The organism is Dyadobacter fermentans DSM 18053, from assembly GCF_000023125.1.
Classification (GTDB): domain Bacteria; phylum Bacteroidota; class Bacteroidia; order Cytophagales; family Spirosomataceae; genus Dyadobacter; species Dyadobacter fermentans.
This window is the reverse complement of sequence record NC_013037.1, coordinates 6,660,189-6,683,078: the sequence shown is the minus strand read 5'-3', so window position 1 is coordinate 6,683,078 and position 22,890 is coordinate 6,660,189. Positions and strand designations below refer to the sequence as shown.

Genomic DNA, 22,890 nt, shown 5'->3' with positions numbered 1-22,890 from the left:
TATCCCCCGCTTTAACCCGCAAGCCGCGACGGCGGGATGCCAAACATCTTTTTGAAGGCGAAGGAAAAATGCGAGAGGTCTTCAAAACCGATCTCAAGGTACACCTCGGAGGCCGTGCGGCCTTTCTCCTTCATGAGATAATGCGCCTCCTGCAACCTTCGCTGCTGCAACCACCGGCTGGGCGACGTGTGAAATATGTGCTCGAAATCGCGCTTGAACGTGGCGAGGCTTCGTCCCGTCAGATAAGCGAAACGGCTTAGCTGCACATTGAAATGGAAGTTTTTGTGCATAAATGCTTCCAGGTCGATCTTGCCCGGTTCGCTGAAATCGAACAGGATGCCGGCCATTTCGGGCGATGATCGCAGCAGGATCATAATCGCTTCGCGCAGTTTCAATGCCTGCAAATCCGCGTCGATCAGCTGGTCGTCCAAGCTGTAAGGCATCAGCGAATCCATGAACCCCTTCACGAGGCTGCCGCCTTTTAATGCGATAATGGGCTCTGCGGCATGGCTACCGGGATGCGCCTGGTAGCCATGTTCCATTGCGAAGCTGCGGAGCGTCGGCTGGTCGAGATAAATGGATATGGACTTGAAAACACCGTCAACCGGCGGCTGTTTTACAAACTTCACAAGCTGGTTACGCCGGATAAACCGGTAGTCGCCTTCCTTGAAAACGTACTCCTTTTCGCCATTATTGATCGTAAGCGTGCCGGAGATCTGGTAGCTGAACACATGTTCGGGCGCAAACTGCTCGCCCTCGCGATTCCGCGTGAAATAGCAGGAATACGCGATGGGAGAAGCCAGTTTATCGGATTTCGGATCGACCATAAACAAAGTTAGGAATTAAGCATTGGTTTTAGCGCCGGTGTACCATTTGCCCATCGAGGTACTCAGGAAGTCTTCCGATTCATCATGGTCTGTCGAAAGGCTCACGTCCAGCCATGCTTCCATTTCGGCCTTCCGGGCTTCGTCGGCGTTTTTGAGAATACCAATGGCCTCGCTGCCAAGTACCAGATGGACGGGCGGTGCGGGGTGCGCTGCTAGGGCCACCATCACCGCCGCAGCCTTTTCAGGATCGCCCACCGGCACGAAATTCCCCGATTTGAAATACTCCGTACGCTGGTTGACCATTTCATAACCTTCGATCACGCGGGCGTAAGTCATAGAAGCCCCTGCCCAATCGGTGCGGAAACCGCCCGGCTCGACGCTGGTGACGAATATGCCCAGCGGCGCTACTTCTTTGGCAAGCGCCTCCGTGAAACCGCCCAGGCCGAATTTGGCCGCCTGGTACATCGTGAGGCCAGGGTTACCTACCCGACCGCCTACCGAGCTGATCTGCAAAATGCGTCCGCTGCCCTGCCTGCGCATGTACGGCAGCACCGCCCGGGTGATTTCAATGGGTGCGTAGAGATTGGTTTCGAGCTGGCTGCGCACCTGCTCTTCGGTGTATGCCTCGGCCGCTCCGATGATGCCAAACCCTGCGTTATTCACCAGCACGTCGATGCGGCCGAAATGGGCAACCGCATCGGCTACCACGTGGTAAACCTGCTCATAGTTGGTCACGTCCAGCGCTACCGGATAAATTTGTTCCCCGAATTCCGCCGCGAGGCCATCCAGCTGAGCGATATTCCGTGCGGTAGCCACCACCTGATCACCGCTTTTCAAAACTGCCTCTGCAAGGCTGCGTCCCAATCCGCGGGCGCTGCCTGTAATGAACCATACTTTTGTCATTGTCTTGTTGTTTTAAGTACAATGCAAAAGTAGCGGGCAGCATCCGGCGCAACTTTGTTGAAAAGCTCAGAGTTACTTTGCTGAAAAGCTCACACTTTCAGCTCACCGCCATTCTTTTTCAATACATAAAAGAAAATCCGGGTGCGTTTTTCAAAGCCCAGCGACTCGTAAACGCCTATCGCGCGTGCATTATCTGACTTTACGTGCAGGAACGGCACTTCGCCATTAAGCTGGATACGATTCACCTGGCGGAGCAGCAGGTGCCGGGCATAGCCCTTTCCGAGATGATCGGGATGCGTACAAACCGCGCTGATCTCCGCAAAACCTTCAGGATGCATCCGCTGGCCCGCCATAGCAACAAGCCGCGCGTTGTCAAAAATACCTTCATAATGCCCGAAACGAATGGTTTCGGTGACGAAAGGGCCGGGATTGGTGAGGCTTGTGAGCGCGATCATTTCCGGAACATGGTCGGAGCCCAGCGGGATGGAAACGGCACCATCCGAATGCGGAAAGTCGGGACCTTTGTAGATCATCTGGTAACCCGGCACGGCCGCCAGCAAATGCCAGGGCCGCGGGATGGTTACTTCTTCGTTACTCACAAAAATCACAGGATTATCGAACGGAATGGCTTCATAAAGTTCGGGGAGGCCGGCAAGCGCGGCACCTTCCACCGCTGCAAACGGCGCCACTTCAGGTGCAAAAAATGCCGAGGTGCCAGTTACATGGCCTAGCGCATAGTTATGCGTGCGCAACGCGTTCCAAACAGGATTGTCGAGGATATGTTTCATTTCAAACCGTCGGCCAGATGGAGGACCGTGTTCATTGAACCACTTATTATGCGGAACAATTCATAAAGCCCGACGGAAACTGATGGTCCAGCCCGGGATTGTGCGAACGGCGTTGGAAGTGCTATCGGATAAAACAAAACTGGCGGCCGTGTGAATGGTCGCCAGTTGCTTACTTATTTCCAGTTCGCTTATTTATTTGTTGACTGTCTTGTCAAGGTTTTTGACATGGTCCAGATGCGTCTTGAGTACCGGCAGCGTTTTGTCGATAAACGCCTTCATTTCAGCATCTTTTACATTCTTCTGGCCGTCTTCGAAAAGCTTCACGGTTTTTTCATGGTCTTTCACCATTTGTGCAATGTAGGCTTTGTCGAAATCCTTGCCATTTTTAGCGGAAATATCGGCTGTGGCCTTTTGCATTTCCTCACCAGCCGCGGTGGGCAGCGCAATGTTTTTACTCTCCGCCAGCTTTTTCAGCTCGTCGTTGGCCTTGGTGTGGTCGGCGACCATCATTTTAGCAAATTCCTTCACTTTTGGGCTCGAACCTTTGTCCTGGGCTATTTTGCCCAGCTGAACTTCGGCCAGGCCGCCATTAGCTGCATCGACAGCAAACTTCGAATCTTCCTCTGCAAAGGCCGCGGAATCTCCCATTTCCTGAGCGGTGTCGGCCATCGCTTCGTTTGTGCTGTCGGCCAGTTCCGTTGAATCATTAGGTTTTGATCCGCAACCCCAAAGCATGGCGGCGGTTGCGATGGTCAATAGTGCTGTTGTTGTTTTCATTTGAAGTATTTGTTTAAGTGGCGTTGAATGCCTTGCCGCATTAAATTTCGGGCATGGTGGCTTGCTACCATCAAAAAGCATGCCGGGTAATGCGGTCACAATCGCCGGGACCGGCATCCGCGGTGCCGCGTCATATGGCGGAATGCAGCCTGACCGAAGTCGATTTTGTCCGCTCCGCCCCTGATAAAGACCTGTTTCCCCCTCGCAATATTGATGCACGCGCAGTAGTTTTACGGGACGTCGCAGGCTGAAATTTCCATATTCCGGCGGCGATTCAAACTGCGAGCTGGCAAACGAGAAGACCACCATGAACTACTATCAGCAAGAAGTAATGCGGATCAAGGCCCTTTGTTACCCCAATGACAAGCAGCTGGAAGCGGTGATTGGCATCCGACACTATATGGACAAAAACTTCGACGCCGACATTAATCTGGATTTCCTGTCGGACATCAGGTTTACTTCCAAGTTCCATTTGCTACGGCTTTTCAAACGGTATTACGGGATTACTCCGAAGCAGTACCTGACGATCAGGCGGATCGAAGAATCGAAAAGGTGTTTGAAAAACGGCATGTCCGTTTCACAAACCTGCTACACTGTCGGTTTCGAAACGCCCAGCTCATTCAGCACTTTGTTCAAGAAAAAAGTGGGCATTTGCCCCGTCCGGTTTCAAAAAGAGCAATTTCTACAAAGCCCGTCTCGCAGCGTTTAGAGAACTTTGACCAAACCAAATTATTGATACACATGAAAGTCAGAGTGATTGGCATCCCGGTCCAGGATCAGGACAGGGCATTAAAGTTTTACACGGAGATATTGGGGTTTGTCAAAAAACACGACGTTCCGGTGGGTGGCAAAAACCGCTGGCTGACCGTCGTGGCCCGGGAAGAACAAGAGGGCACAGAAGTCCTGCTGGAACCGTCGCCCGACAATTTCGAACCCGCGAAAACGTATCAAAAGGCGCTGTTCGATGCCGGAATTCCCTATACACAATTCGATGTGGACGACGTTCAGCAGGAATATGAACGGCTCGCCGCGCTGGGCGTCGAGTTTAGTATGGCGCCCACCGCGATGGGCACGGTGAAGATCGCGGTGTTCAACGACACCTGCGGTAACAACATCCAGATCGTCCAGATGTTGTAAGTCCTGGCAAAGCGTCCTTTGCATTCGGTGTTGCACCGTTCCACTGGTAGTAATTTTTCATTGAACTGTTGCAACCGGTCCGGCCATAGCAGCCGGACCGGTTGCTTTGCGGCCTGCGGTTTCCGGCAAAATTTGTAGCGCGATTGCTTTTTAATTATTTTACAAAATAATCTGGAATTCAACCTTTAAACTTCGATTGACGATGAAAGGAAAACTCTATCTCCTGCTGGTGATCGCGATGGTCTTCGTTTCGGTTGCGGCAACCAAAATCGTGTTGCCTGCGGACATTATCGGCACCTGGAAGTACATGATCAGCGACGTGCCGCCTGAATACGAATCCGGGTTTTTCACTTTTGAAAAAAAGGACGACAAGACCGTCGGCTACGTGGGTGACACCGAAAAAGAGGAAATGAAAGAACTGACCGTAGATCAGGAAAAGGTTGCTTTCACGATCGAAAACCAGGCGGGCGTTTTCAAATACAGCTTCGCTCAAACGGGCGATACGCTCACGGGCATCGTGTCGTCGCAGTATGGAGATTTCCCGATCAAGGCAGTCAGACAGGCTAAAAAATAAGCTGTTCGCGGCGGTTTTATCATCGGCTGCCCATACACCATTGTTGTCAATCCAGAAAGCCTGTCAAAATCAGGCGATGTTACTTCTTTGCCAGGACATTTGCTTTTCCCCAGTCGGACATTTCTTTGAGCACCGTGGAAAGGCTTTTGCCCAGGTCAGTCAGCGAATATTCCACCCGCATCGGCGCCCCGGGATTCTGAACGCGGCGGATCAGGCCGTCCCGTTCGAGCTCCTTCAATTGCTGGGTCAAAACCTTTTTAGAAATGGGCGGCATCCGGACGGCGATCTCGCCGAAACGCCGCGTACCCGCCGCCAGATGGTGCAAAATGGCCGCCTTCCACCGCCCACTAATGTAAGCCAGCGTGGCCGCAATGGGGCATGTCGCGTCTTTGTTATTTGCCATTTTGAAGTTACTTTCTGGTTACCACTATCCGTTTTATACCACAACTTTTCCATTGCGGCGAGAGTTAAATCGAAGAACAAACGAGTAACCAACATTCTTCGAAAAGTATGAAAACCATGAATTCAATGCGGCTGGGCATGATGCTGGCCGGAATGCTGCTGATGACGGGACTTAAACCGCGCGAAGTACCGTTTACCCCAAAACGCCATACAATCCCCGAGGCGAAACGTGCGCTGGCGACTAGCATCATTGGCCGGTGGATCACCCAAACCACGACGGTTGCCAAAAACGGGAGCCCGGCAAAGTCCATCATCGGCAGCGACGTATATCAATGGTCGCCGGATGGCAACTTCATCGTCCATACCGCCTACGGCATTGGCGATAACGGCCCGTTCGGAGCGATGGAAATCATTGGGTACAATCCGGAAACAGGTGATTTCAGCAGCTACAATTTCAACCCCGACGGTACTTTCAACATCGACAAGCTGACTATCAGCGGCAACACCTGGGTATGGACCGGCAAGGAGGTGCGCTCCACCGGCACCCTATCCGCCGACCGCCGCACGCTCACGGTAAAGCACGAAATCACTTCCGACGGCAAGCATTACGAGCCGCACATGAACGGCTTACTCACGCGCGGCGCTGAGTATTAATATGGTATGATATTTTCCTGAGCATGGTTTGACTGTCCTTTTTAAAATCGAAAGCCAAACTTATGCTCAGGGAGCCTGATAAAATAGGATTTTTGCGACAGGTGATGCGCACAATGCATTCAGATGTAACGGGCGTTTACAACCGATTGGACCGCTGTGCTGTCATTGCCATAAAACCGTTGACGATGAAAACGATTTCAATAGCGATCCTGGCGCTGCTCGCGATGGCAGCATGTAAGAAAGACAAAACCGACCCGATCCCGGAAGTCGCATCGATAGTGAGCAAATGGCGTCCGGTGGCATATATCCGGGCGGAAAACGACACGGTAAGCCTCGCGGGACAGGATGTGAGCCCGCTCATTTTCCGGTTCGATGGCGTAATGGTCAATGAAAAGGGCTACAAACCTTGCTGCTCGCCTGATTCCTACATGCTGAACGGCAAACGGTTCGAGGTGAAGCCGCAGGCGCCGGTTGAGGAAGATCCGTCATGCATTTTTGTCGACTGTGTTAAATGCGAAGATTTGAAGATAACGCTCCTGTCGGACGACGAACTGCTGATCGACTACTGTCTGGGCACCTCTACGAAGTATGTGAGGGAGAAATAAGTCGCTCCCTCTATTCTGCTATTCGCTTCGCAAACTTTTGACGGGGTTCATCAGCGCTGCTTTGATGCTCTGAAAGCTGATCGTAAACATCGCAATGCCCGTCGCCAGCACCGCGGCCAGGGCAATTACCCACCATTCGAGGGTAGTTTGGTAAGCAAATCCTTGGAGCCATTGATTCATAGCATACCAGGCAATGGGCGAAGCGATCACAATAGCAATGCCTATCAGTTTCAGAAAATCCTGGGAAAGCAGGCCTACCAAGCCGGCGACGGTGGCACCGAGCACCTTGCGCACGCCTATTTCCTTCGTGCGCTGCTCGGCCATGAAGGCGGATAATCCGTATAAACCCAGACAAGAGATGAAGATCGCCAGGCCGGCGAACAGGTTGAAAATGCTGCCCATCTGCTGCTCGCTCCGGTAGAGATTATCCAGGTCTTTGTCCAGAAAACCGAATTGGAATGGAAACGCGGGATTAAGCTGGTGGTTGATCTTTTCCAATGCCGCGATCGTTTGCTCGTTCTTACCGGCATTGGTACGGATCATCGCTACCCCGCCCCATTTATTCAGGCGCAGGATCAGCGGCTCCATCGCATATTGCAGGGATTTGAAATGGAAATCTTTCACAACCCCGATGATCGTCCCTTTCTGATCGCCAAGCGACAGGTTTTTCCCGACAGCATTACCGATATTCATCCCCATGATCTGCATCGCCCTTTCATTGATCATGAATGCAGAGCTATCTCCCCTAAACCGCTTCTCGAACCCGCGTCCCGCGAGCACTTCCGTTTTGAAAACATTGATGAAACTCTCATCCACGTCCAGCGATGGAAACACGACCTGGTTGCGTGACGTTTGCCCGTCCCAAACGACGTCGACGGTCCCGGATTCGACTCCGGTAGGCAGTGAGGAGATCACGGTAAAGTTTTCCGTCAGCTGATTCTGCGCCAGCATCGATTTCAGGACCTGCTGTTTCGCCCAAAGGTCTCCGTTCATGGGGAGATAAAGCAGGTTGGATTTATCGAAACCCAGGTTACGGTTCTTGATAAAATGCAATTGCTTGTAAACCACGGCAGTGCCCACCAGCAAAACGATCGCTACTACGAACTGTGTAACAACCAATGCATTCCGGAAAAGCAGATTCCCGCCAGCCACCTTCATTTTGCCTTTGAGGACCTTCACGGGCGCAAATCCGGACAGGAATAATGCCGGGTAACTTCCCGAAAGCAAGCCCGTGAGCATGGCAATGCCGATCAGGCTGAGCAGCAGTTTCCCGTCCAGCAATTGAATGGTAAGGTTCTTTTCCGCCAGCATTTGAAATATGGGAAGTAACAAATACACAAGACCGATGGCGATCACCAGCGACAAGAACGAAAAGATAAGCGCCTCTCCCAGAAACTGAAAAACAAGCTGATATCGGTTCGCGCCTACCACTTTGCGCAAGCCCACCTCCTTAGCCCGGCGTTCGGAACGCGCGGTGGCGAGGTTCATGAAGTTGATGCAGGCCACCACGAGAATAAAGATCGCCACGACGAAGAACACATTGACATACTGAATGTTACCGTGACCGGCCACGTCGAGCTGGTAATTGGAATGGAGGTGAATGTCGGTGACGGGCTGCAATTCGAAATCGAGCTGGATGGTAGGCCCGTGGGCTTTGAAAACCGAGAACATCTGCTTGATCAGCTTGTCGCGGGCAGATGAAGACGCGGCGGTTTGGGCGTCGAGTTCGAGGTAGGTGTAAAAGACAAAATTGTCCCATGAATCGTTTTGCAAGTCGGAGCTCGTCCTGGCCAGCGTTTTCATGGGGATCAGGAAATCGAATTGCAAATGCGAGTTGGGGGGCGTATTGGCCAATACACCGGCGACGGTAAAGTTGTCTTTGTTATCCATGCGGATGGTTTTTCCCACCGCCTGGCGGGTATTGAAATATTTCATGGCCATTTCCTCCGTGATCAGAATCCCTCCCGGGTCCTGCAAGGCTGTGGCTTTGTTGCCCGCCAAAAGTGGAAAAGTGAAAAAATCCAGAAAATTGGAATCGGCGTAAATGACCCGTTTTTCTTCCAGTTTTTTGTCGCCCACTTCCACGAGTTTCGGCGCCCATTTACTGATCCGCAGCCCGTTTTTGATCTGCGGCAGTTCCGATTTTAGTCCGCGCGCCATCCCCGCCGCACTCACCGCCGCCCTGAAATCCCCCGCGCTGCATGTGAGCCGGAAAAGCTGCTCGGCGCGGGGGTGAAAGCGGTCGTAACTCAGCTCGTTTTGCACCCATAAAAGGATCAGAATGCTGCAAGCCATGCCAATGGACAAGCCCGCAATGTTCAGCAGGGAGTATGCTTTCTGGCGGACGATATTGCGCCAGGCGATCTTGAAGTAGTTTTTTAACATATCCAGGGCTTAGTCAAGTTGAGGCTTTTAAACAGCTCATCGTTCCCTACTATCCATTGCACCGATCCTGTTTTCCTTTTACTAAGTGTACAAATGCATGCCAAATGTAACCGTTCGTCCGAACCGCCTTTTGCAGCCAGTGAGCTGCATTTGCCCGAAAGCTGCCTGTTCGCGAAAGAACGCGGCGTGTCCGGTATCGGACAGCTCGGAAAGGAGGAATAAGTACTTTTTTATATTGAAAGCCAGCTATATCTTTACAAAAATCAAACATATGCGCGGGCATTTCCTCCTCTTCCTTTTGTTGGTATGTGCCCTAGCGACAAGCTTTGCGCAGCCTCCGCGTGCGAACGCGACAGGGCCAAATCCGCTGCATTCGCTGGAAATCGGGCAGGACTTCGCCGTCAGCAACCTGAAAGGCTATACCTATGTGTTCAGCACCGCCGACAGCACCTTTGGGATTGATCAAATAGTATCCGAAAAAGTCGCCTATCAGCTCATTGAAAAAGAAGTGCCCGATCTGGGCATGGACAACCGCTATCATTGGGTTTCATTTCAGATCAAAAATACGACCGGGCGGCCCAAAAAGTTGGTGTCGTACCTGCATCTGAACGAGCTCGACGACGTTTCCTTTTTTGTGGTTAACAAACAAAATCAGGTCGTCGACCGTCACGAGCACCTGAACAGCTACACACACATTGCTAAAAAGCCGCTTCCCAGCGCGCATTTCGCGTTTCCTTTCACTTTGCCGCCCCATCAGGAAATGGCGGTCTACTGGCGCATCCAGCGGGATCACGGTTCAGTTGTGTTCCCATTCCGCCTGTACGAGGTTGAGACTTATTACGAAAGAACCGCTACTTACGATTTCTTCGCCTATTTAACGTACGGCTTGCTCGCCTGCACATTCATCCTGTCGTTTGTTCTCTACCTCACCACCGGACGCAAACTGCTGCTGCATTACGCAGGCTACTGTTTCTTTTACCTGATCCTCTGCCTGAGTAACGAAGGGGTTTTCAAGCAGGTTTTTCATCTGGACGCGCGCTACGTTGGCGACAATGCCCGCATGATCGGCTCGTCGATCATGCTCTATTTTATTGTAACGTTCTCCGTCAGCTTCCTTGAAATTAACACTTATACCACCAAATGGGCCAGGTCGCTGGCTACCATTTTGTCGTACTGGTGCATGGTTATGGCCGTGCTGGTTACGCTGTTACCGACGAGCTCGGCGCTGATGTCCGTCACCAACCTCACCATTCTGATCGTCCTGGTGTATGTGACGGGGCTCATCGTTTATGGGATGGTCAGACGAAAAAGGGCGGCATTTGTCTATTTTGTGGCGCTATTCCCATTCTTCTCCAATTCGATATGGCTGGTATTGATTGCTCTTTTCAATGTGGAAGCCACCTGGTTTTACTACCAGATGATTTTGGTGCAAACCATTTTTGAATTTGTGGTGCTAGGTCTGGAACTGGCCCACCGGCTCATCAGCGAGCGCGAAGAATCCTTGGAGCGGCTGCATGTTTTGAAACAAAAATTCACGTCCGACATCTTGCAGGCGCAGGACGATGAACGGCGGCGGATCGCGGCCGATCTGCATGACGACCTGGGTGGAACGCTGGCTACCATTCGCATTAAAGTAGGCCGAGCCCGGCGACTGCCCCGCGATACGGGCGATATTTCGAGAGAACTTGATGAAATTGAGCCGCTGATCATGAAAACGAGCGAAGACCTCCGCCGTATTTCGCACAATCTCATGCCGCCCGAATTCGATCGCATCGGCCTGGAAGACTCGTTGCAACAGCTGGTTTTGGGCGTATCGCACGAGCGGACGAAATTCGAATTCCTCACCTCCGGCGCCAGCAGGGAACTGCCGGTTGATGTGTCGCTCAATGTGTACCGCATTGTATCGGAATTGATCCAGAATATCCTCAAACACGCCAAAGCGGAGCATGCATCCGTCCAGCTGCTCTATTTTGAAGCGTACCTGCGCATAGTGGTGGAAGACGATGGTGTGGGCAGCGAGGCCGACATTTTACCCAAAACCACACCCGGACTTGGATTGAAAACCAATACACTACGCGCCGAATACATTGGCGCCCGGCTACGCAGGGAAACCAGCCCTGCCGGCACGCTTGTAATCATTGAAGTTCCCTACATTTCCACCGATAATGACTTTGCAGCCAGGTAAAATTTTGCTGGTCGACGACCACCGGATTTTCAACGACGGGCTGAAACGCCTGATCGACGAAGAACCGTCGCTCACCGTTTGCGGCCAGGTTTACGACCCAAAAGATATCTTCACGGCAATCGAAAAATGCAAACCTGACCTGCTGCTGCTGGACATCAATCTGCTGGGCCAGAATGGCATAGACCTGGGCCGGAAGGTGCTGGCGCAAAACCAGGGAATCAGGGTGATCGTGCTCACCATGTACGACCAGCTGAAACTCCTCGACGAAGCCCGCCGGGCGGGAATGCACGGCTATCTTCTGAAAGACTCCACTACCGCCGTGCTGCTGAAGGGCATTAATACCGTCCTTTCGGGAGGAACGTATTTCGAAAGCCTGACTAAAAAAGTGAACGGTGGCGCGGGCGATTTCGGCGATACTTTTACCCAAAAACTCAACCTGACTTTCCGCGAGATCGAAATCATCGGGTTCATTAAAAAGGGATATACCAATGAGCAAATTTCCGCCGCGCTGAACCTGAGTTTTTTTACTGTTAAAACGCACCGGAAAAACATCCATTTCAAACTAGGCATCAACAATGTCGCCGAACTGATCGAATTCGCGATTCAAAACGGCATTTAAGCAGCCGCAAATATCCTACGCTCGCTCACGCCACATATTCCAGAAGCAAAACCGCCGCGGAAACGAGCACAACCGATAGCATCATGGAAATAAACACCAGTATCGACGACTGCTTTTCATCGGCTTTCAGGAACGCGGCGAACACCGTCACATTGGCCGCTACCGGAAACAGCGGCACCAGCGCCAGCATGGTATAGTCATCTTTTTCAAGGCTTTCGAAAATCTGTGAGACTGCAAGGAGGATCAATGCCATCATTGCGGCCGCAGCGAGTGTCCTGGCGCCCAGCAGCTTAATGTAATATTTGAATCGGATGTCTTTAAAATCGACATCCGCAAGCTGAAAGCCGACGATCATCATACCCAATGCCGACACCGCAAAGCTGACCACATCCAGCACAGGTTTTACCGCCTCCGGCGTTTCGACACCCGCTATTTTACTGATCACCCCCGCAACAAAAACATAGAGAAACGGAATGCTGAGCATTTCCTTCCATGCCTTTTTTGAATCGAACTTCGTTTTGGCGACCTGGTAATAGCCGATCGTGTCCCCGTAAATGGCTGAGCCCAGGTAAATGCAAATAAGCACGCTCACGCCCTCCTTACCAAACATGGCCGTCACGATGGGAATGCCGAAAAAGGCGATATTGAAGAAGGAAAACGAGCTCCGGAGAATCAGCGGATCGGTGTCGGAAGCGAGCTTTTTATAGACCGCTATGGCAGCGTAATTCATCGCTAATGCCAGCAGAAAGGTGAAAAACGGCAATATCAGCAGTTTTTGCGGATCGGCGTCGAGCATGTTGCTGAACACCAATGCCGGCAGCAGCACGTTGATCAGCGGCTTGCTGATCCATTCGGATTTGAACCTGGTTTTCCGGCTGATCACATACCCGGGAATCATGAAGGCCATCACGGGCAGCAACTCGCCGTACACTTTAAGAAGCTTGTCCAATGATTTGGGCGGTTAGGTGGCGGCACAGGTTACCGATCATTTTTACATTAAACCAAACTGCATTTACATCCAGCAGCACACCATTGGTAATGTGGCCTACGGCATACAAATGCGGGTCCACATGCCCGCCCGAAATTACCTGCATGGTTTCGGTGTTGACTTTGATCCCCCCCACGGGATCCGCCTCGATTACACCCGATTCATGCAGGTTTTGCATCAATTCGGATTGCATTGCTTTCACCTGCGCCGCAGGGCCGGTTGCGTTAATGAGGTATTGCTCGGTGGCCTGCTTTCCTTTTTCGAATTGCATGATAAATGCACCGCGACTGCTGTCGTAGGTCACATCTTCCAGGTCTTTCACCACTTCCAGCCTGCCCTGGTGAAAAAGCTCCGCAATGCGCTCCGCATTGTAGAGCGGCATACAGTGGCGGTTGATCGCCCAGTAGCGGCCCAGCCATTTTTTGAACTTCAATTTTTCATCCGCGTCCAGCCATTTCCACATTTGGGAACTGTCGTAACGAAGCGAATAAGGAATATTGATCAGCACGTCGCCGCCGTTTTTGGCGATCCGGATGTCTTCATCGAGCAGTTCCTGCGCCGATTTGTCCGCACGTGCGGCAGCCTTCCAGTCGATTGCCGTGCCTTCATTTTCCTCCGCATCTTTGATGAACAACCGGAACATTTCTTTCACGGTCGGATTTCTCAGCTGGGTGCGCTGGATTTCGTGCAGGTTGGCGATTGTGAGGTATTTCAGATGGACCATCACCTGTTTTTCCGGCTGCACGCGCGGCATAAGCCCGTCCAATGCATAGCACCGGATTTTGCCGGAATATTCATTGTCCACGAGCGTCATCAGGGCGTCGATCGCGCTCAGGCTGGAACCGAGCACGGCTACATCGGCCTCCTGCGGGATTTTTTCGAGTATCGGTTCCGAAGGCCATGGCGAGCTGAAATAGTGCGGGTTACCTTCCAGTTCGAGGTAATTGTTGGCCACCGGTGTCCCCGGCGCAAGTATGACGAAATCGGTTTGCAGTGTTTTGTTTTCCGATATGCCAATTTCAAATTTCCCCTCCGACCGGCTCACCTGTAATGCCGTCGCGTGCATCACATTTGCTTGCATTCCCTCCGTTTTGGCCAATTCGAAATAGTATTCAAACTGCTCTTTCAGATAGGTGCCGTACAGCCGGCGTGTGGTAAAAGCTTCGTTTTGTCCCTGATTATCAACAACCTCTTCGCCCACCCGCTGCTCGTGTGCGATAAGCCACTCGCTGAAATGCGCAGGTTCGGTAAAATGAATGCCCATTAAATCGGCCTGGGTGTTGAGGATATGCCCGGGTTCCCGGGTCCCGAATGCGAGGCCCTTCCCTACTTCGGGATTCTGTTCCAGGATGGTGATCTGAACATCCCGGTGGCGGTCCGCGATGCGCAGTTGAAGAAAGAGTTCTATAAATGCAGAGATGCCGCACGCACCCCCGCCGATAATCGTAATGCTGGTCAATGCCATTGTCTAGTTGTGTTGATTCCCATTCCCGGCTATCCGGAGCTTCCGGGAAATAGAAAGAACCATGCTAAATCGGCACGTTCACAATGATTTTTTTCAAAAACACCCGCTGAGGAAGCATCCCAAATGCTGCACGACGACTGCCTGGCGGTTGCTAAGGCTGCATGTTCTTTAAAATAAGCGTCCGCAACCGCTCGTCGTACGCATCGCCCCACTGGCCGATGGCGCCGATGATCGGAATGAGGGATTTGCCGAAGTCGGTGAGGTAGTACTCAACTTTGGAACGAACTACCGGGTAAATGATTTCCCCACGAGTTCGTGGTTTTCGAGCTCTTTCAGCTGCACATTGAGTCCGGCGGGAGCTGCGAGCCGAGTCTTACTTCTCGCTGATACGGTAGGCGCAACGCCGCGCGCCTGCCAGGATGTGGTCTACACGCCTGACATCCACCTGATCGCCCAGCACAGCCTGGAAGGTTTTCAGTTCGTAACGGCAAAAATCCTGGCAGGCAGTGGCAGCCGCGCAGATCGGACAATGGTTCTCGATCAGCAGATAACCTTCTTCGTCTTTCACATACTCTACCATATATCCCTCCTGATCGCGGATACCGGCCAGCCGGGCAATGCGCTCTTCGAGCTGGGGAGCGCTGCCGACTTCATGCATATATTTGCGCAGGCCGTTCTGGCTGTTGGCCTCGATGACCGCATGCAACGCATCCTGGCCCAGCGTTTCGCGGATAGTGCTGATCAGCTTCACCGTAAGCTCCGCGTGCGCGTCCGGGAAACGCCCCTCTCCTTCCTTGGTCAATGCCCATATCTGCTGCGGACGTCCGCGGCCCTTCGATACTGTGGAAGATTGCACAAGTCCTTCTCCGGCTAGCTTTAACAACTGAAAACGAGCACCTTCCGTGGTGATATTCAACTCCGCCGCGATGGTCGTTAATGGCTGCGGACCGGCTGTTTTCAGCATCCATATCACGCGATCAGAGCCGGACGGCGTATTTTTCATAATAAACAAAGTATTTATTTGGTTTAATAAACAAAGATAGTACTTTTGTCACGAATAAAAACTATCCCAGCCATGACGCACCGCTACCAAATCAGCTCCTCCTAAGCCGACGGCCTCATTGACCGACGCAATTTAATCATTCCCGCTAACCGGTTTCATGAAAAACGGTGAACAGGGAAACTACGCTCAAATTAACATCCAACCATGAAAAAGATCCTGTTCCGGACGGCGCTGTTTACCGCCATTCCGATCATTTTCTCATCCTGCAATACCAATCCCACGCAGGCAGTAGCGACCGAAAAACCGCAGGACTACCCCGTGATGACCGTCCGCCCGGAAAGCGCCATGCTGCATATGGATTACCCCGCCCGGCTCGAAGGCAGGCAAAACATTGAAATACGGCCGAAAGTCGATGGATTTATTGATAAAATATACATTGAAGAGGGGGCTATTGTCCGTAAAGGCCAGCCGCTGTTCTCGATTCATGCGCCGCAATACGAGCAGGAAGTGAAGACGGCCACCGCGGCGATCCGCAGTGCCGAAGCGGAAATGAACCTGGCCCGGATGCAGGTAGAAAAAACGGGACCGCTTGAAAAAGAAGGGATTATCAGCAGCTATGAGCTGAAATCGGCCGAGTATACGCTGCATGCCCGGGAAGCCACGCTGGCGCAGGCGAAGGCTAGCCTGGCGAATGCGAAAAACAATGTAGGCTACACGCAGATCACCAGCCCGGTGGACGGTGTCATTGGCTTGATCCCCTACAAGACGGGCAGCCTGGTAAGCAGCGCCTCGCCCCAGGCGCTGACGACCGTTTCGGATATCGGCGAGATGATCGCCTATTTTTCCTGGAACGAAAAGCAATACCTCGACTTTACGTATAGTGCCGAAGGTGCACAGCTCCGCGATAAGCTGAAATCCATTCCCCCGGTGCGGCTGATCCTTGCCAACAAGCAGGAATATGCGCTAAAAGGGAAAATCGAGTCGGTAGGCGGACTGATTAACACCACTACCGGGTCGATACCCGTCCGCGCGTCGTTCCAAAACCCGGCCAGGTTGCTCCGCACCGGCGCCAGCGGGCTTATCCGCATTCCGACGCATTTGAAAGACGCCATATTGGTCCCGGCAAAAGTCACATTTGAATTGCAGGAAAAGACTTTTGTATACACCGTAAAAAAGGATGGCACCGTACAAAGTACTGAAATTCAAATACTCAACACCGCACCCGACGGCCGCTACGTGGTGGGCCAGGGGCTCGCCGGCGGAGAGCAAGTGGTCACGGAAGGACTCCCCTCACTCAAAGACGGCATGCGGATCAGGCCGGTGGTAAAATAGCCGCCGGACAGCGATCGCCTACACGAAAAACTTTACTTATCATGCTGAACAAATTCATTGAAAACCCCGTCCTATCGACGGTCATATCGATCATGATCGTCATTCTGGGCCTGTTGGGACTGTTTTCGCTGCCCATATCGCAGTACCCCGACATTGCGCCTCCCGCTGTGGAGGTAAACACCACCTACCAGGGCGCCAGCGCGGCGGTAGTGATGAAAACGGTAATCACGCCATTGGAAGAAGAACTGAACGGTGTGGAGAACATGACCTACATGACCTCCAAAGCCAGCAACGACGGCAGCGCCACCATCACTATTAACTTCAAACAGGGCACCGACCCTGATATGGCGGCGATCAATGTGCAGAACCGCATTACAAAGGCTACCAGCCTGCTGCCCGCAGAAGTAATAAAGGTCGGGATCACGACCAGCAAAAGGCTCAACAGCGAAGTATTCAGCTTCCTGCTATACAGCGAGGACGGGAAATACGACCAGAAATTCCTCGACAATTACCTAAAAATCAATGTAATGCCGCAGATCAAACGGATTTCCGGCATCGGCTCGGCACAGGTGTATGGCAGCATGGATTACAGTATGCGGATCTGGCTCAAACCGGATGTAATGGCCATTTACGGCCTTGTGCCCCAGGACATTATCCGCGCACTTGCCGAGCAAAACATCGAAGCCGCTCCGGGTAAAGTGGGTGAAAACAGCAACCAGGTTTTTCAATACACCCTCAAATACACCGGACGACTGGAAAAGCCCGAGCAATTTGAAAACATCATTCTCCGATCCACCGGTAACGGGCAGCTGCTGACCCTGAAAGACGTTGCCAGCCTCGAAATGGGCTCCTACACCTACGCGAGCACCATCACCGCGCAGGGCCGGCAGGCACCTTATGTGGCCATTACCCAAATGGCCGGTTCCAATGCGCACGAGATCATCAAAGAATGCGAGCGGATACTCGGCGAGGCTTCCAAATCATTCCCGCAGGGCGTGCGGTACAGCGTTTTTTCGAATGCGAATGAATTCCTGGACGCATCCATTTCCAAACTGATCTGGACATTGGTGGAAGCATTCGCACTGGTGTTCATCGTCGTTTTCCTCTTTTTGCAGGATTTCCGTTCAACGCTCATTCCCGCTATCGCAGTGCCGGTAGCCATTATCGGCACGTTTTTCTTCCTGAAAATACTCGGATTTACGATCAACCTGCTCACGCTCTTTGCGTTGGTACTGGCGATCGGGATCGTGGTGGACGATGCCATCGTGGTGGTGGAGGCCGTCCACGCGAAGCTCGATCACGGTTACCGCTCGGCCAAAAAGGCGACGATCGATGCCATGAGCGAAATCAGCACGGCCATTGTTTCCATTACCCTCATCATGGCGGCGGTGTTCGTCCCGGTGACGTTCGTAACGGGTTCGGTGGGAATATTTTACAAACAATTCGGGTTAACGCTCGCCGTGGCGATTGTTATTTCGGCCATTAATGCACTCACGCTGAGCCCGGCGTTGTGCGCCATTCTGCTGAAACCGCATAGCGGCGCACATCAGGCGGGCAACGGTTTTCTGCAACGTTTCTACCGGGGTTTCAATGCCTCGTTCGAAGCCATGACGGGGCGTTACAAGCGATCGGTGCGCTGGCTGATCCACAAAAAATGGATCGCTGTGGGCGGTATCGCGGCATTCAGTGCATTGCTGTGGTTTTTGGTGAGCACTACGCCTACCGGGTTTGTCCCCAACGAAGACAGCGGCTCGATCTACGGAAATGTCATTCTCGCGCCGGCTACTTCACTGGAACGGACGGAAATCATCGCCAACCAGATCGACAGCATTGCCCGCACCATCCCGGAGATAGAGCTCGTATCGCGGCTTGCGGGAATGGACCTGATGAGCGGGGTCGGCAGCTCCTACGCCGCCATTTTCATCCGCCTCAAACCATGGAGCCAGCGGACGGAAAAAGGACAGGATATTAAGAGCATAGTCGGTACATTGTTTGCCAAAACAGCCGGCATCCGCGATGCCAATATTATTTTCTTCGCCGCGCCTACCTTGCAGGGCTTCGGGAACAACGACGGTTTTGAATTTCAGTTGCAGGACAAAACCGGCGGCAGTTACCAGGCATTCGACCAGGTGATCGGCAAATTCATGGGCGAGCTCAACCAGCGTCCCGAGGTCATGTACGCCGCCACGTCCTACAACACCAACTTCCCGCAGTACGAAGTGCAGGTGAATGTAGCCAAATGCATGGAGGCCGGAATACCTGTCAATGCAGTATTGAGCACGCTGCAAGGCTATTTCGGCGGGATTTACGCTTCGGATTTCAACCGGTTTGGCAAGCAGTACAAGGTTATGATCCAGGCCGAGGCTGGGCAGCGGTCGGGAACCGACGCGATCAACCAGATTTTCGTGCGCAATGACCAGGGCATCATGGCACCCATTTCAGAGTTTGTGACTTTGAAGAAGGTATACGGACCCGAGTTTATCAACCGATTCAACCTGTTTACGGCCGCGGCGGTGAATGGCGCTCCCAAGCCGGGTTACAGTTCCGGCGACGCGATCCGGGCCATCCGCGAGGTAGCCGCAAAAACGCTGCCGCAGGGATATGCCTATGAATTTTCGGGATTGAGCCTGGAAGAGATTTCAAGCGGTAACCAAACGCTCCTCATTTTCCTGCTCAGCCTGGTGTTCATCTATTTCCTGCTCAGCGCTCAGTACAAAAGCTACATTCTGCCATTTTCGGTGCTGCTCTCGCTGCCCGTCGGACTGGCCGGCGCCTTCCTTTTTGCACGGATTTTCGGGCTCGACAATAATATATTCCTGCAAATCAGCCTCATTATGCTCATCGGCCTGCTGGCCAAAAATGCGATCCTGATCGTCGAATTCGCATTAATGCACCGCCTGAACGGTGAAAGTATCGTGCGCTCGGCGGTAACGGGGGCCGTCACCCGGCTCAGACCGATCCTGATGACATCGTTCGCATTCATTTTCGGACTGTTACCGCTGATGCTCGCCACGGGTGCGGGCGCATTGAGCAACCGGTCCATCGGTACGGCGGCGGTTGGCGGGATGCTCGTCGGGACACTCTTCGGCGTGTTTGTAATCCCCGTCCTTTTCGTGCTCTTCCAAACATTGCATGAAAGAATAAGCGGCACCGTCGGAAAACCGGCCGAAGAAGAACAACTTATCTATTAATGTACCCATGAAAAATAAATTTATCGGCGCGGTCGTATTAACCATCCTGGCAGCTTCCTGCCAGGTGACCAAGCCTTACCAACGGCCCGAATTGACCACACAGGGACTTTACCGGGGCGAATCTTCGCAGGACACGATCAGCGTTGCAAGCATTTCGTGGAAACAGTTTTTCCCTGACACCGCATTGACCCAACTCATTACACGAGGCCTCGAACAGAACCCCGACCTGAGGATTGCCATGCAGCACATTGTAGCGGCCAAAGCATCCCTTCAATTGAGCAAATCGGCCTTTCTGCCAGACCTGAACGGTACATTGTCGGTGAAACAGTCCAAGCTTGCATTCCCGCAGGGCTTCGGCATCATCAGCTCCACCACCCAGTACGACCTGGGCCTGGGCTCTTCGTGGGAAGCGGATATCTGGGGAAAACTCCGGAGCGCCAAACGCGGTGCGCTCGCAGGCCTGCTGCGGACAGAAGAAGCACGAAAGGCGATCCGGACAGAACTGATCGCCGACATTGCCGGAAACTACTACACACTGCTCGTACTGGATCAGCAGCTGGCAATCCTTGAAAAAACGAAGAAAAACCGCTTCGCTGACGTAAAAGCGGTAACCATGCTGAAAGAAGCGAATATCCTGAACGGCGCGGCCATTTCGCAGAGCGAAGCCAATGCCTACGCCGCCGAAATCGCGATACCGGCATTGAAAAACCAGATCCGCGAAACGGAAAATGCATTGAACCTGCTGCTGGGCCAGCCTTCCGGCGCAGTAACACGGACAACGCTCGACCAGCAAAAGGCCAACATACCACTGAAAACCGGTGTGCCGTCCCAACTTTTACAGAACCGGCCGGATGTGAAGCAAGCGGAATACGCGCTTTGGGAAGCGTTTGAAAATACCAATGTGGCTAAAACGTTCTTTTATCCCGCCCTGACGATCACCGCTAACGGCGGATTTACCAGCTTCAACTTCCAGGACTGGCTAACATCGCTGGGGCTCTTCGGAAACGTGGCCGCGGGCCTCACGCAGCCGATCTTCAACCGGGGCGCCAACAAGGCCCGCCTCGCCACGGCAAAAGCACGGCAGGAGCAAGCGGCGATCGAACTTCAGAAGTCCATGCTGATAGCAGGCCGGGAGGTGTCGGACGCCCTGTATGCCTACGAAACCGCAGGCGAGCAGCGCGAAATACGGGTAAAACAACTTGCCTCACTCGCAAAGGCCGTCGATGCCAATAGAAAGCTGCTCCGGTTCAGTTCCACCACCAACTATACCGATGTGCTGACGTCGGAACAAAACCTGCTCGCCGCGGAGCTCGACGCCGTGAACGATCGGCATCGGCAATGGCTGGCCGTGATCAGGCTTTACCATGCATTGGGAGGCGGGACGCGGTAGCAATGCTCACATAACACATTATTTCTAGCGCCCTGCATTTAAGAAAGTAAGTTCAATCGTGAGATCCCCTGAAATCGGCTTCTTGTAAGGCTGATATTTAATAAAGAGGGAATCGCCGGTAAGGCCGGATATGCTCATGAGGGGCGGATTGATAACGGGAAGCAAAAACGTGGCCCCATGCTTGGAAAACGCCGTATCCGTCGCAATTTTGACCAACGCCGTGTCCGTTAAAGTCTCTGCAAACGATACCCTGACCGTGGGAGCCAGTTTCTCATTCGACAACGCGATCAGGGTATCGTTGTTCACATTGGTAATTTTCACCTGCCGGACATCGAGGGGATCAGCCTCCCGGTAATTGTCGCAAGACGATAGCAAGGCCGCCATGCAGACAGCCAAAACGAACGGAGATTTCATGGGCTAGTATTTTTTGTAACCGACAGAATCAAAACGATGATTTGAGTCGTGAAATTTTATTTTTTTGGTCAAAATAAAAAGCACTTACGACATTCATCTGCATTCACACCCAATACCTCCGCCAGCGATCGATCCCGCCATCCTGAAAACTCGCTCGAAGGTAAGTGTTACAAACCATTTGATTTAAATGCCTAAGTCGCGCGATTGGTGTGAATGGTAGATTTTTTGGGTAGGTGTTCTCAAAAAATTTTGGAATGAATTTTTAAGATTTAGCTTTGTGTTACTTGGTAGAAATGTCAACTGAAACAGCACGTATACACATGGTTAGCTTCGAGAATTTGTCGGTAGACGGGGTGGATGAAGCCAGGGCCAGGCTGGACGAGATCAGCTACAACATCCGCACTATTTTTCACGGGTACGAAGGCGACACAGGCTATCCAAAGTACGGGCCTGTCGACGTTGTCGAAATGCTGATAAATGGCTTGGATGCGATGATTTATGTCTCGGAAGACTTGACGCATCAGCAAGTTTCCGAAGCGGAACTACCGAAAATAAATGGCATGATCGGGTCACTTTTATTCGTCAAAAAGCTATTGTCGACTGTTGCCAGAAAGTCACGCAATGAAGTTTCCGAGGAATACTATGATATGCTGGTTGAACGGATAGACGACTTTGGCGAGGTGATTCGGGATGTGGAGCGTTACTTTTTCGCCCGGCCAGCCGATAAAGATTTCGTTGATTCTGCCAATCGCTTATTTTCCCTTTAAATGCGGATCTACTGCACGGAGCGCTTCAAAACGGAGTATCATTTACTGATCAAGAATAATTCCTATAAGTCCATTACCGAATCGCTCATCTCCGGCTTCTTCCGGGGAACGCCGGAGCAGATCATGCACGGTGTTGTGATCATCGGCACCGGCGACAATAAGGTCATCAAAAAGCGCCTGGCCGGTCGCGGCGGATTCCGCCTATTTCTACGCGTACGTATCTAAGGAGACGGTCTATTTGTCCTCCGTCTATCCTAAGACGGGGTCACTGAGCACACAGTCGTTATCGACAGCTTTCGAGAAGATTTTGATTAATGAGACTGCGGAGGCAATCCGTGGTAATAAGTTACACTTAGTCACTGAATCAGAAGGGCAGCAGCACTTTTCAAAATAAGGCAATAAAAAAACACTTACAACATTTGTCATAAGTTCTTGATTTTCAAGTGATCCAGTTGTGATTCGAACCGCACCGGCGGCCCGGACA

General features: G+C 52.3%; 24 protein-coding genes. 13 read left to right on the top strand and 11 right to left on the bottom strand.

The genetic code is table 11. The features are described 5' to 3' along the window. Window positions 1-11 precede the first annotated feature (11 nt). From DFER_RS27735 to DFER_RS27720, 4 genes are all read right to left on the bottom strand, one after another. Window positions 12-827: a helix-turn-helix domain-containing protein gene (locus DFER_RS27735; protein ID WP_015814985.1), complete on the bottom strand. Its 816-nt coding sequence runs from the start codon at window positions 825-827 to the stop codon at window positions 12-14. 15 nt (window positions 828-842) lie between these two features. Continuing rightward, the gene (locus tag DFER_RS27730; RefSeq protein WP_015814984.1) at window positions 843-1,730 is read right to left on the bottom strand and encodes an oxidoreductase; all 888 of its coding nucleotides are present in this window, start codon (window positions 1,728-1,730) and stop codon (window positions 843-845) included. An 89-nt stretch (window positions 1,731-1,819) separates the two neighbouring features. Further along, complete coding sequence (locus tag DFER_RS27725) at window positions 1,820-2,518, bottom strand: GNAT family N-acetyltransferase (protein WP_015814983.1); 699 nt, start codon at window positions 2,516-2,518, stop codon at window positions 1,820-1,822. Window positions 2,519-2,710: 192 nt separating this feature from the next. Continuing rightward, window positions 2,711-3,295, bottom strand: coding sequence for a DUF4142 domain-containing protein (locus tag DFER_RS27720; RefSeq protein WP_015814982.1), 585 nt, complete (start codon window positions 3,293-3,295; stop codon window positions 2,711-2,713). Window positions 3,296-3,602: 307 nt separating this feature from the next. On the opposite strand from DFER_RS27720, the gene DFER_RS27715 reads away from it, so the two are divergent. The 3 genes from DFER_RS27715 (at window position 3,603) to DFER_RS27705 (ending at window position 5,006) form a co-directional block, all read left to right on the top strand. Continuing rightward, entirely contained in the window at window positions 3,603-4,004 is a 402-nt protein-coding gene (locus DFER_RS27715; protein ID WP_015814981.1) for a helix-turn-helix domain-containing protein, read from the top strand. 32 nt (window positions 4,005-4,036) lie between these two features. Beyond that, window positions 4,037-4,432 carry a VOC family protein gene (locus DFER_RS27710; protein WP_015814980.1) on the top strand — a complete coding sequence of 132 codons (396 nt, stop codon included), beginning with the start codon at window positions 4,037-4,039 and terminating at the stop codon, window positions 4,430-4,432. A gap of 202 nt (window positions 4,433-4,634) precedes the next feature. Next, window positions 4,635-5,006, top strand: a complete 372-nt coding sequence (locus DFER_RS27705) for a hypothetical protein (protein ID WP_015814979.1) — start codon at window positions 4,635-4,637, stop codon at window positions 5,004-5,006. A gap of 79 nt (window positions 5,007-5,085) precedes the next feature. Here DFER_RS27705 and DFER_RS27700 read toward each other — a convergent pair whose 3' ends face one another. Beyond that, the gene (locus DFER_RS27700) at window positions 5,086-5,409 is read right to left on the bottom strand and encodes a winged helix-turn-helix transcriptional regulator (protein ID WP_015814978.1); all 324 of its coding nucleotides are present in this window, start codon (window positions 5,407-5,409) and stop codon (window positions 5,086-5,088) included. A gap of 107 nt (window positions 5,410-5,516) precedes the next feature. On the opposite strand from DFER_RS27700, the gene DFER_RS27695 reads away from it, so the two are divergent. Next, window positions 5,517-6,062, top strand: a complete 546-nt coding sequence (locus DFER_RS27695) for a DUF1579 family protein (RefSeq protein WP_015814977.1) — start codon at window positions 5,517-5,519, stop codon at window positions 6,060-6,062. Window positions 6,063-6,247: 185 nt separating this feature from the next. Then, complete coding sequence (locus tag DFER_RS27690) at window positions 6,248-6,667, top strand: hypothetical protein (RefSeq protein ID WP_143828834.1); 420 nt, start codon at window positions 6,248-6,250, stop codon at window positions 6,665-6,667. 18 nt (window positions 6,668-6,685) lie between these two features. Here DFER_RS27690 and DFER_RS27685 read toward each other — a convergent pair whose 3' ends face one another. After that, complete coding sequence (locus DFER_RS27685) at window positions 6,686-9,052, bottom strand: ABC transporter permease (protein ID WP_015814975.1); 2,367 nt, start codon at window positions 9,050-9,052, stop codon at window positions 6,686-6,688. 93 nt (window positions 9,053-9,145) lie between these two features. On the opposite strand from DFER_RS27685, the gene DFER_RS30745 reads away from it, so the two are divergent. From DFER_RS30745 to DFER_RS27675, 3 genes are read left to right on the top strand one after another with little or no spacing between them, the layout of a single operon-like run. Next, on the top strand, window positions 9,146-9,274 hold the full coding sequence (locus tag DFER_RS30745) for a hypothetical protein (RefSeq protein WP_015814974.1): 129 nt from the start codon (window positions 9,146-9,148) through the stop codon (window positions 9,272-9,274). 49 nt (window positions 9,275-9,323) lie between these two features. Next, window positions 9,324-11,237 carry a sensor histidine kinase gene (locus tag DFER_RS29400; protein ID WP_015814973.1) on the top strand — a complete coding sequence of 638 codons (1,914 nt, stop codon included), beginning with the start codon at window positions 9,324-9,326 and terminating at the stop codon, window positions 11,235-11,237. Further along, window positions 11,218-11,856 carry a response regulator gene (locus tag DFER_RS27675; protein WP_015814972.1) on the top strand — a complete coding sequence of 213 codons (639 nt, stop codon included), beginning with the start codon at window positions 11,218-11,220 and terminating at the stop codon, window positions 11,854-11,856. Before DFER_RS29400 ends, DFER_RS27675 begins: the two co-directional genes overlap by 20 nt. Window positions 11,857-11,881: 25 nt before the next feature. Here the strand turns inward: DFER_RS27675 and DFER_RS27670 are convergent, their stop codons facing one another. The 4 genes from DFER_RS27670 to DFER_RS27660 form a co-directional block, all read right to left on the bottom strand. Beyond that, complete coding sequence (locus DFER_RS27670) at window positions 11,882-12,805, bottom strand: AEC family transporter (protein WP_015814971.1); 924 nt, start codon at window positions 12,803-12,805, stop codon at window positions 11,882-11,884. After that, a complete protein-coding gene (locus DFER_RS27665; protein WP_015814970.1) occupies window positions 12,789-14,309 on the bottom strand; it encodes an FAD/NAD(P)-binding protein in 1,521 nt (506 codons plus the stop codon). The genes DFER_RS27670 and DFER_RS27665 overlap by 17 nt, the downstream gene beginning before the upstream one ends. Window positions 14,310-14,460: 151 nt before the next feature. Beyond that, window positions 14,461-14,607 carry a winged helix-turn-helix transcriptional regulator gene (locus DFER_RS29750; RefSeq protein WP_229206280.1) on the bottom strand — a complete coding sequence of 49 codons (147 nt, stop codon included), beginning with the start codon at window positions 14,605-14,607 and terminating at the stop codon, window positions 14,461-14,463. A gap of 75 nt (window positions 14,608-14,682) precedes the next feature. Next, on the bottom strand, window positions 14,683-15,312 hold the full coding sequence (locus DFER_RS27660) for a helix-turn-helix transcriptional regulator (protein WP_015814969.1): 630 nt from the start codon (window positions 15,310-15,312) through the stop codon (window positions 14,683-14,685). A 204-nt stretch (window positions 15,313-15,516) separates the two neighbouring features. Between DFER_RS27660 and DFER_RS27655 the strand changes: the two genes are divergently transcribed. Genes DFER_RS27655 through DFER_RS27645 form a run of 3 tightly spaced genes read left to right on the top strand, consistent with a single transcriptional unit; the run spans window position 15,517 to window position 21,225 of the window. After that, window positions 15,517-16,644: an efflux RND transporter periplasmic adaptor subunit gene (locus DFER_RS27655; RefSeq protein ID WP_015814968.1), complete on the top strand. Its 1,128-nt coding sequence runs from the start codon at window positions 15,517-15,519 to the stop codon at window positions 16,642-16,644. Window positions 16,645-16,685: 41 nt separating this feature from the next. Next, a complete protein-coding gene (locus DFER_RS27650; RefSeq protein WP_015814967.1) occupies window positions 16,686-19,835 on the top strand; it encodes an efflux RND transporter permease subunit in 3,150 nt (1,049 codons plus the stop codon). Window positions 19,836-19,842: 7 nt separating this feature from the next. After that, complete coding sequence (locus DFER_RS27645) at window positions 19,843-21,225, top strand: TolC family protein (protein ID WP_015814966.1); 1,383 nt, start codon at window positions 19,843-19,845, stop codon at window positions 21,223-21,225. Between the two features lie 24 nt (window positions 21,226-21,249). Here DFER_RS27645 and DFER_RS27640 read toward each other — a convergent pair whose 3' ends face one another. Beyond that, window positions 21,250-21,639 (bottom strand): hypothetical protein, encoded by a 390-nt coding sequence (locus DFER_RS27640; RefSeq protein WP_143828833.1) that lies wholly within the window; start codon window positions 21,637-21,639, stop codon window positions 21,250-21,252. Window positions 21,640-21,932: 293 nt separating this feature from the next. Between DFER_RS27640 and DFER_RS27635 the strand changes: the two genes are divergently transcribed. Both DFER_RS27635 and DFER_RS27630 read left to right on the top strand, forming a co-directional pair. Further along, complete coding sequence (locus tag DFER_RS27635) at window positions 21,933-22,406, top strand: hypothetical protein (protein ID WP_041735602.1); 474 nt, start codon at window positions 21,933-21,935, stop codon at window positions 22,404-22,406. Next, window positions 22,407-22,631, top strand: a complete 225-nt coding sequence (locus DFER_RS27630; protein WP_015814963.1) for a hypothetical protein — start codon at window positions 22,407-22,409, stop codon at window positions 22,629-22,631. Window positions 22,632-22,890 lie beyond the last annotated feature (259 nt).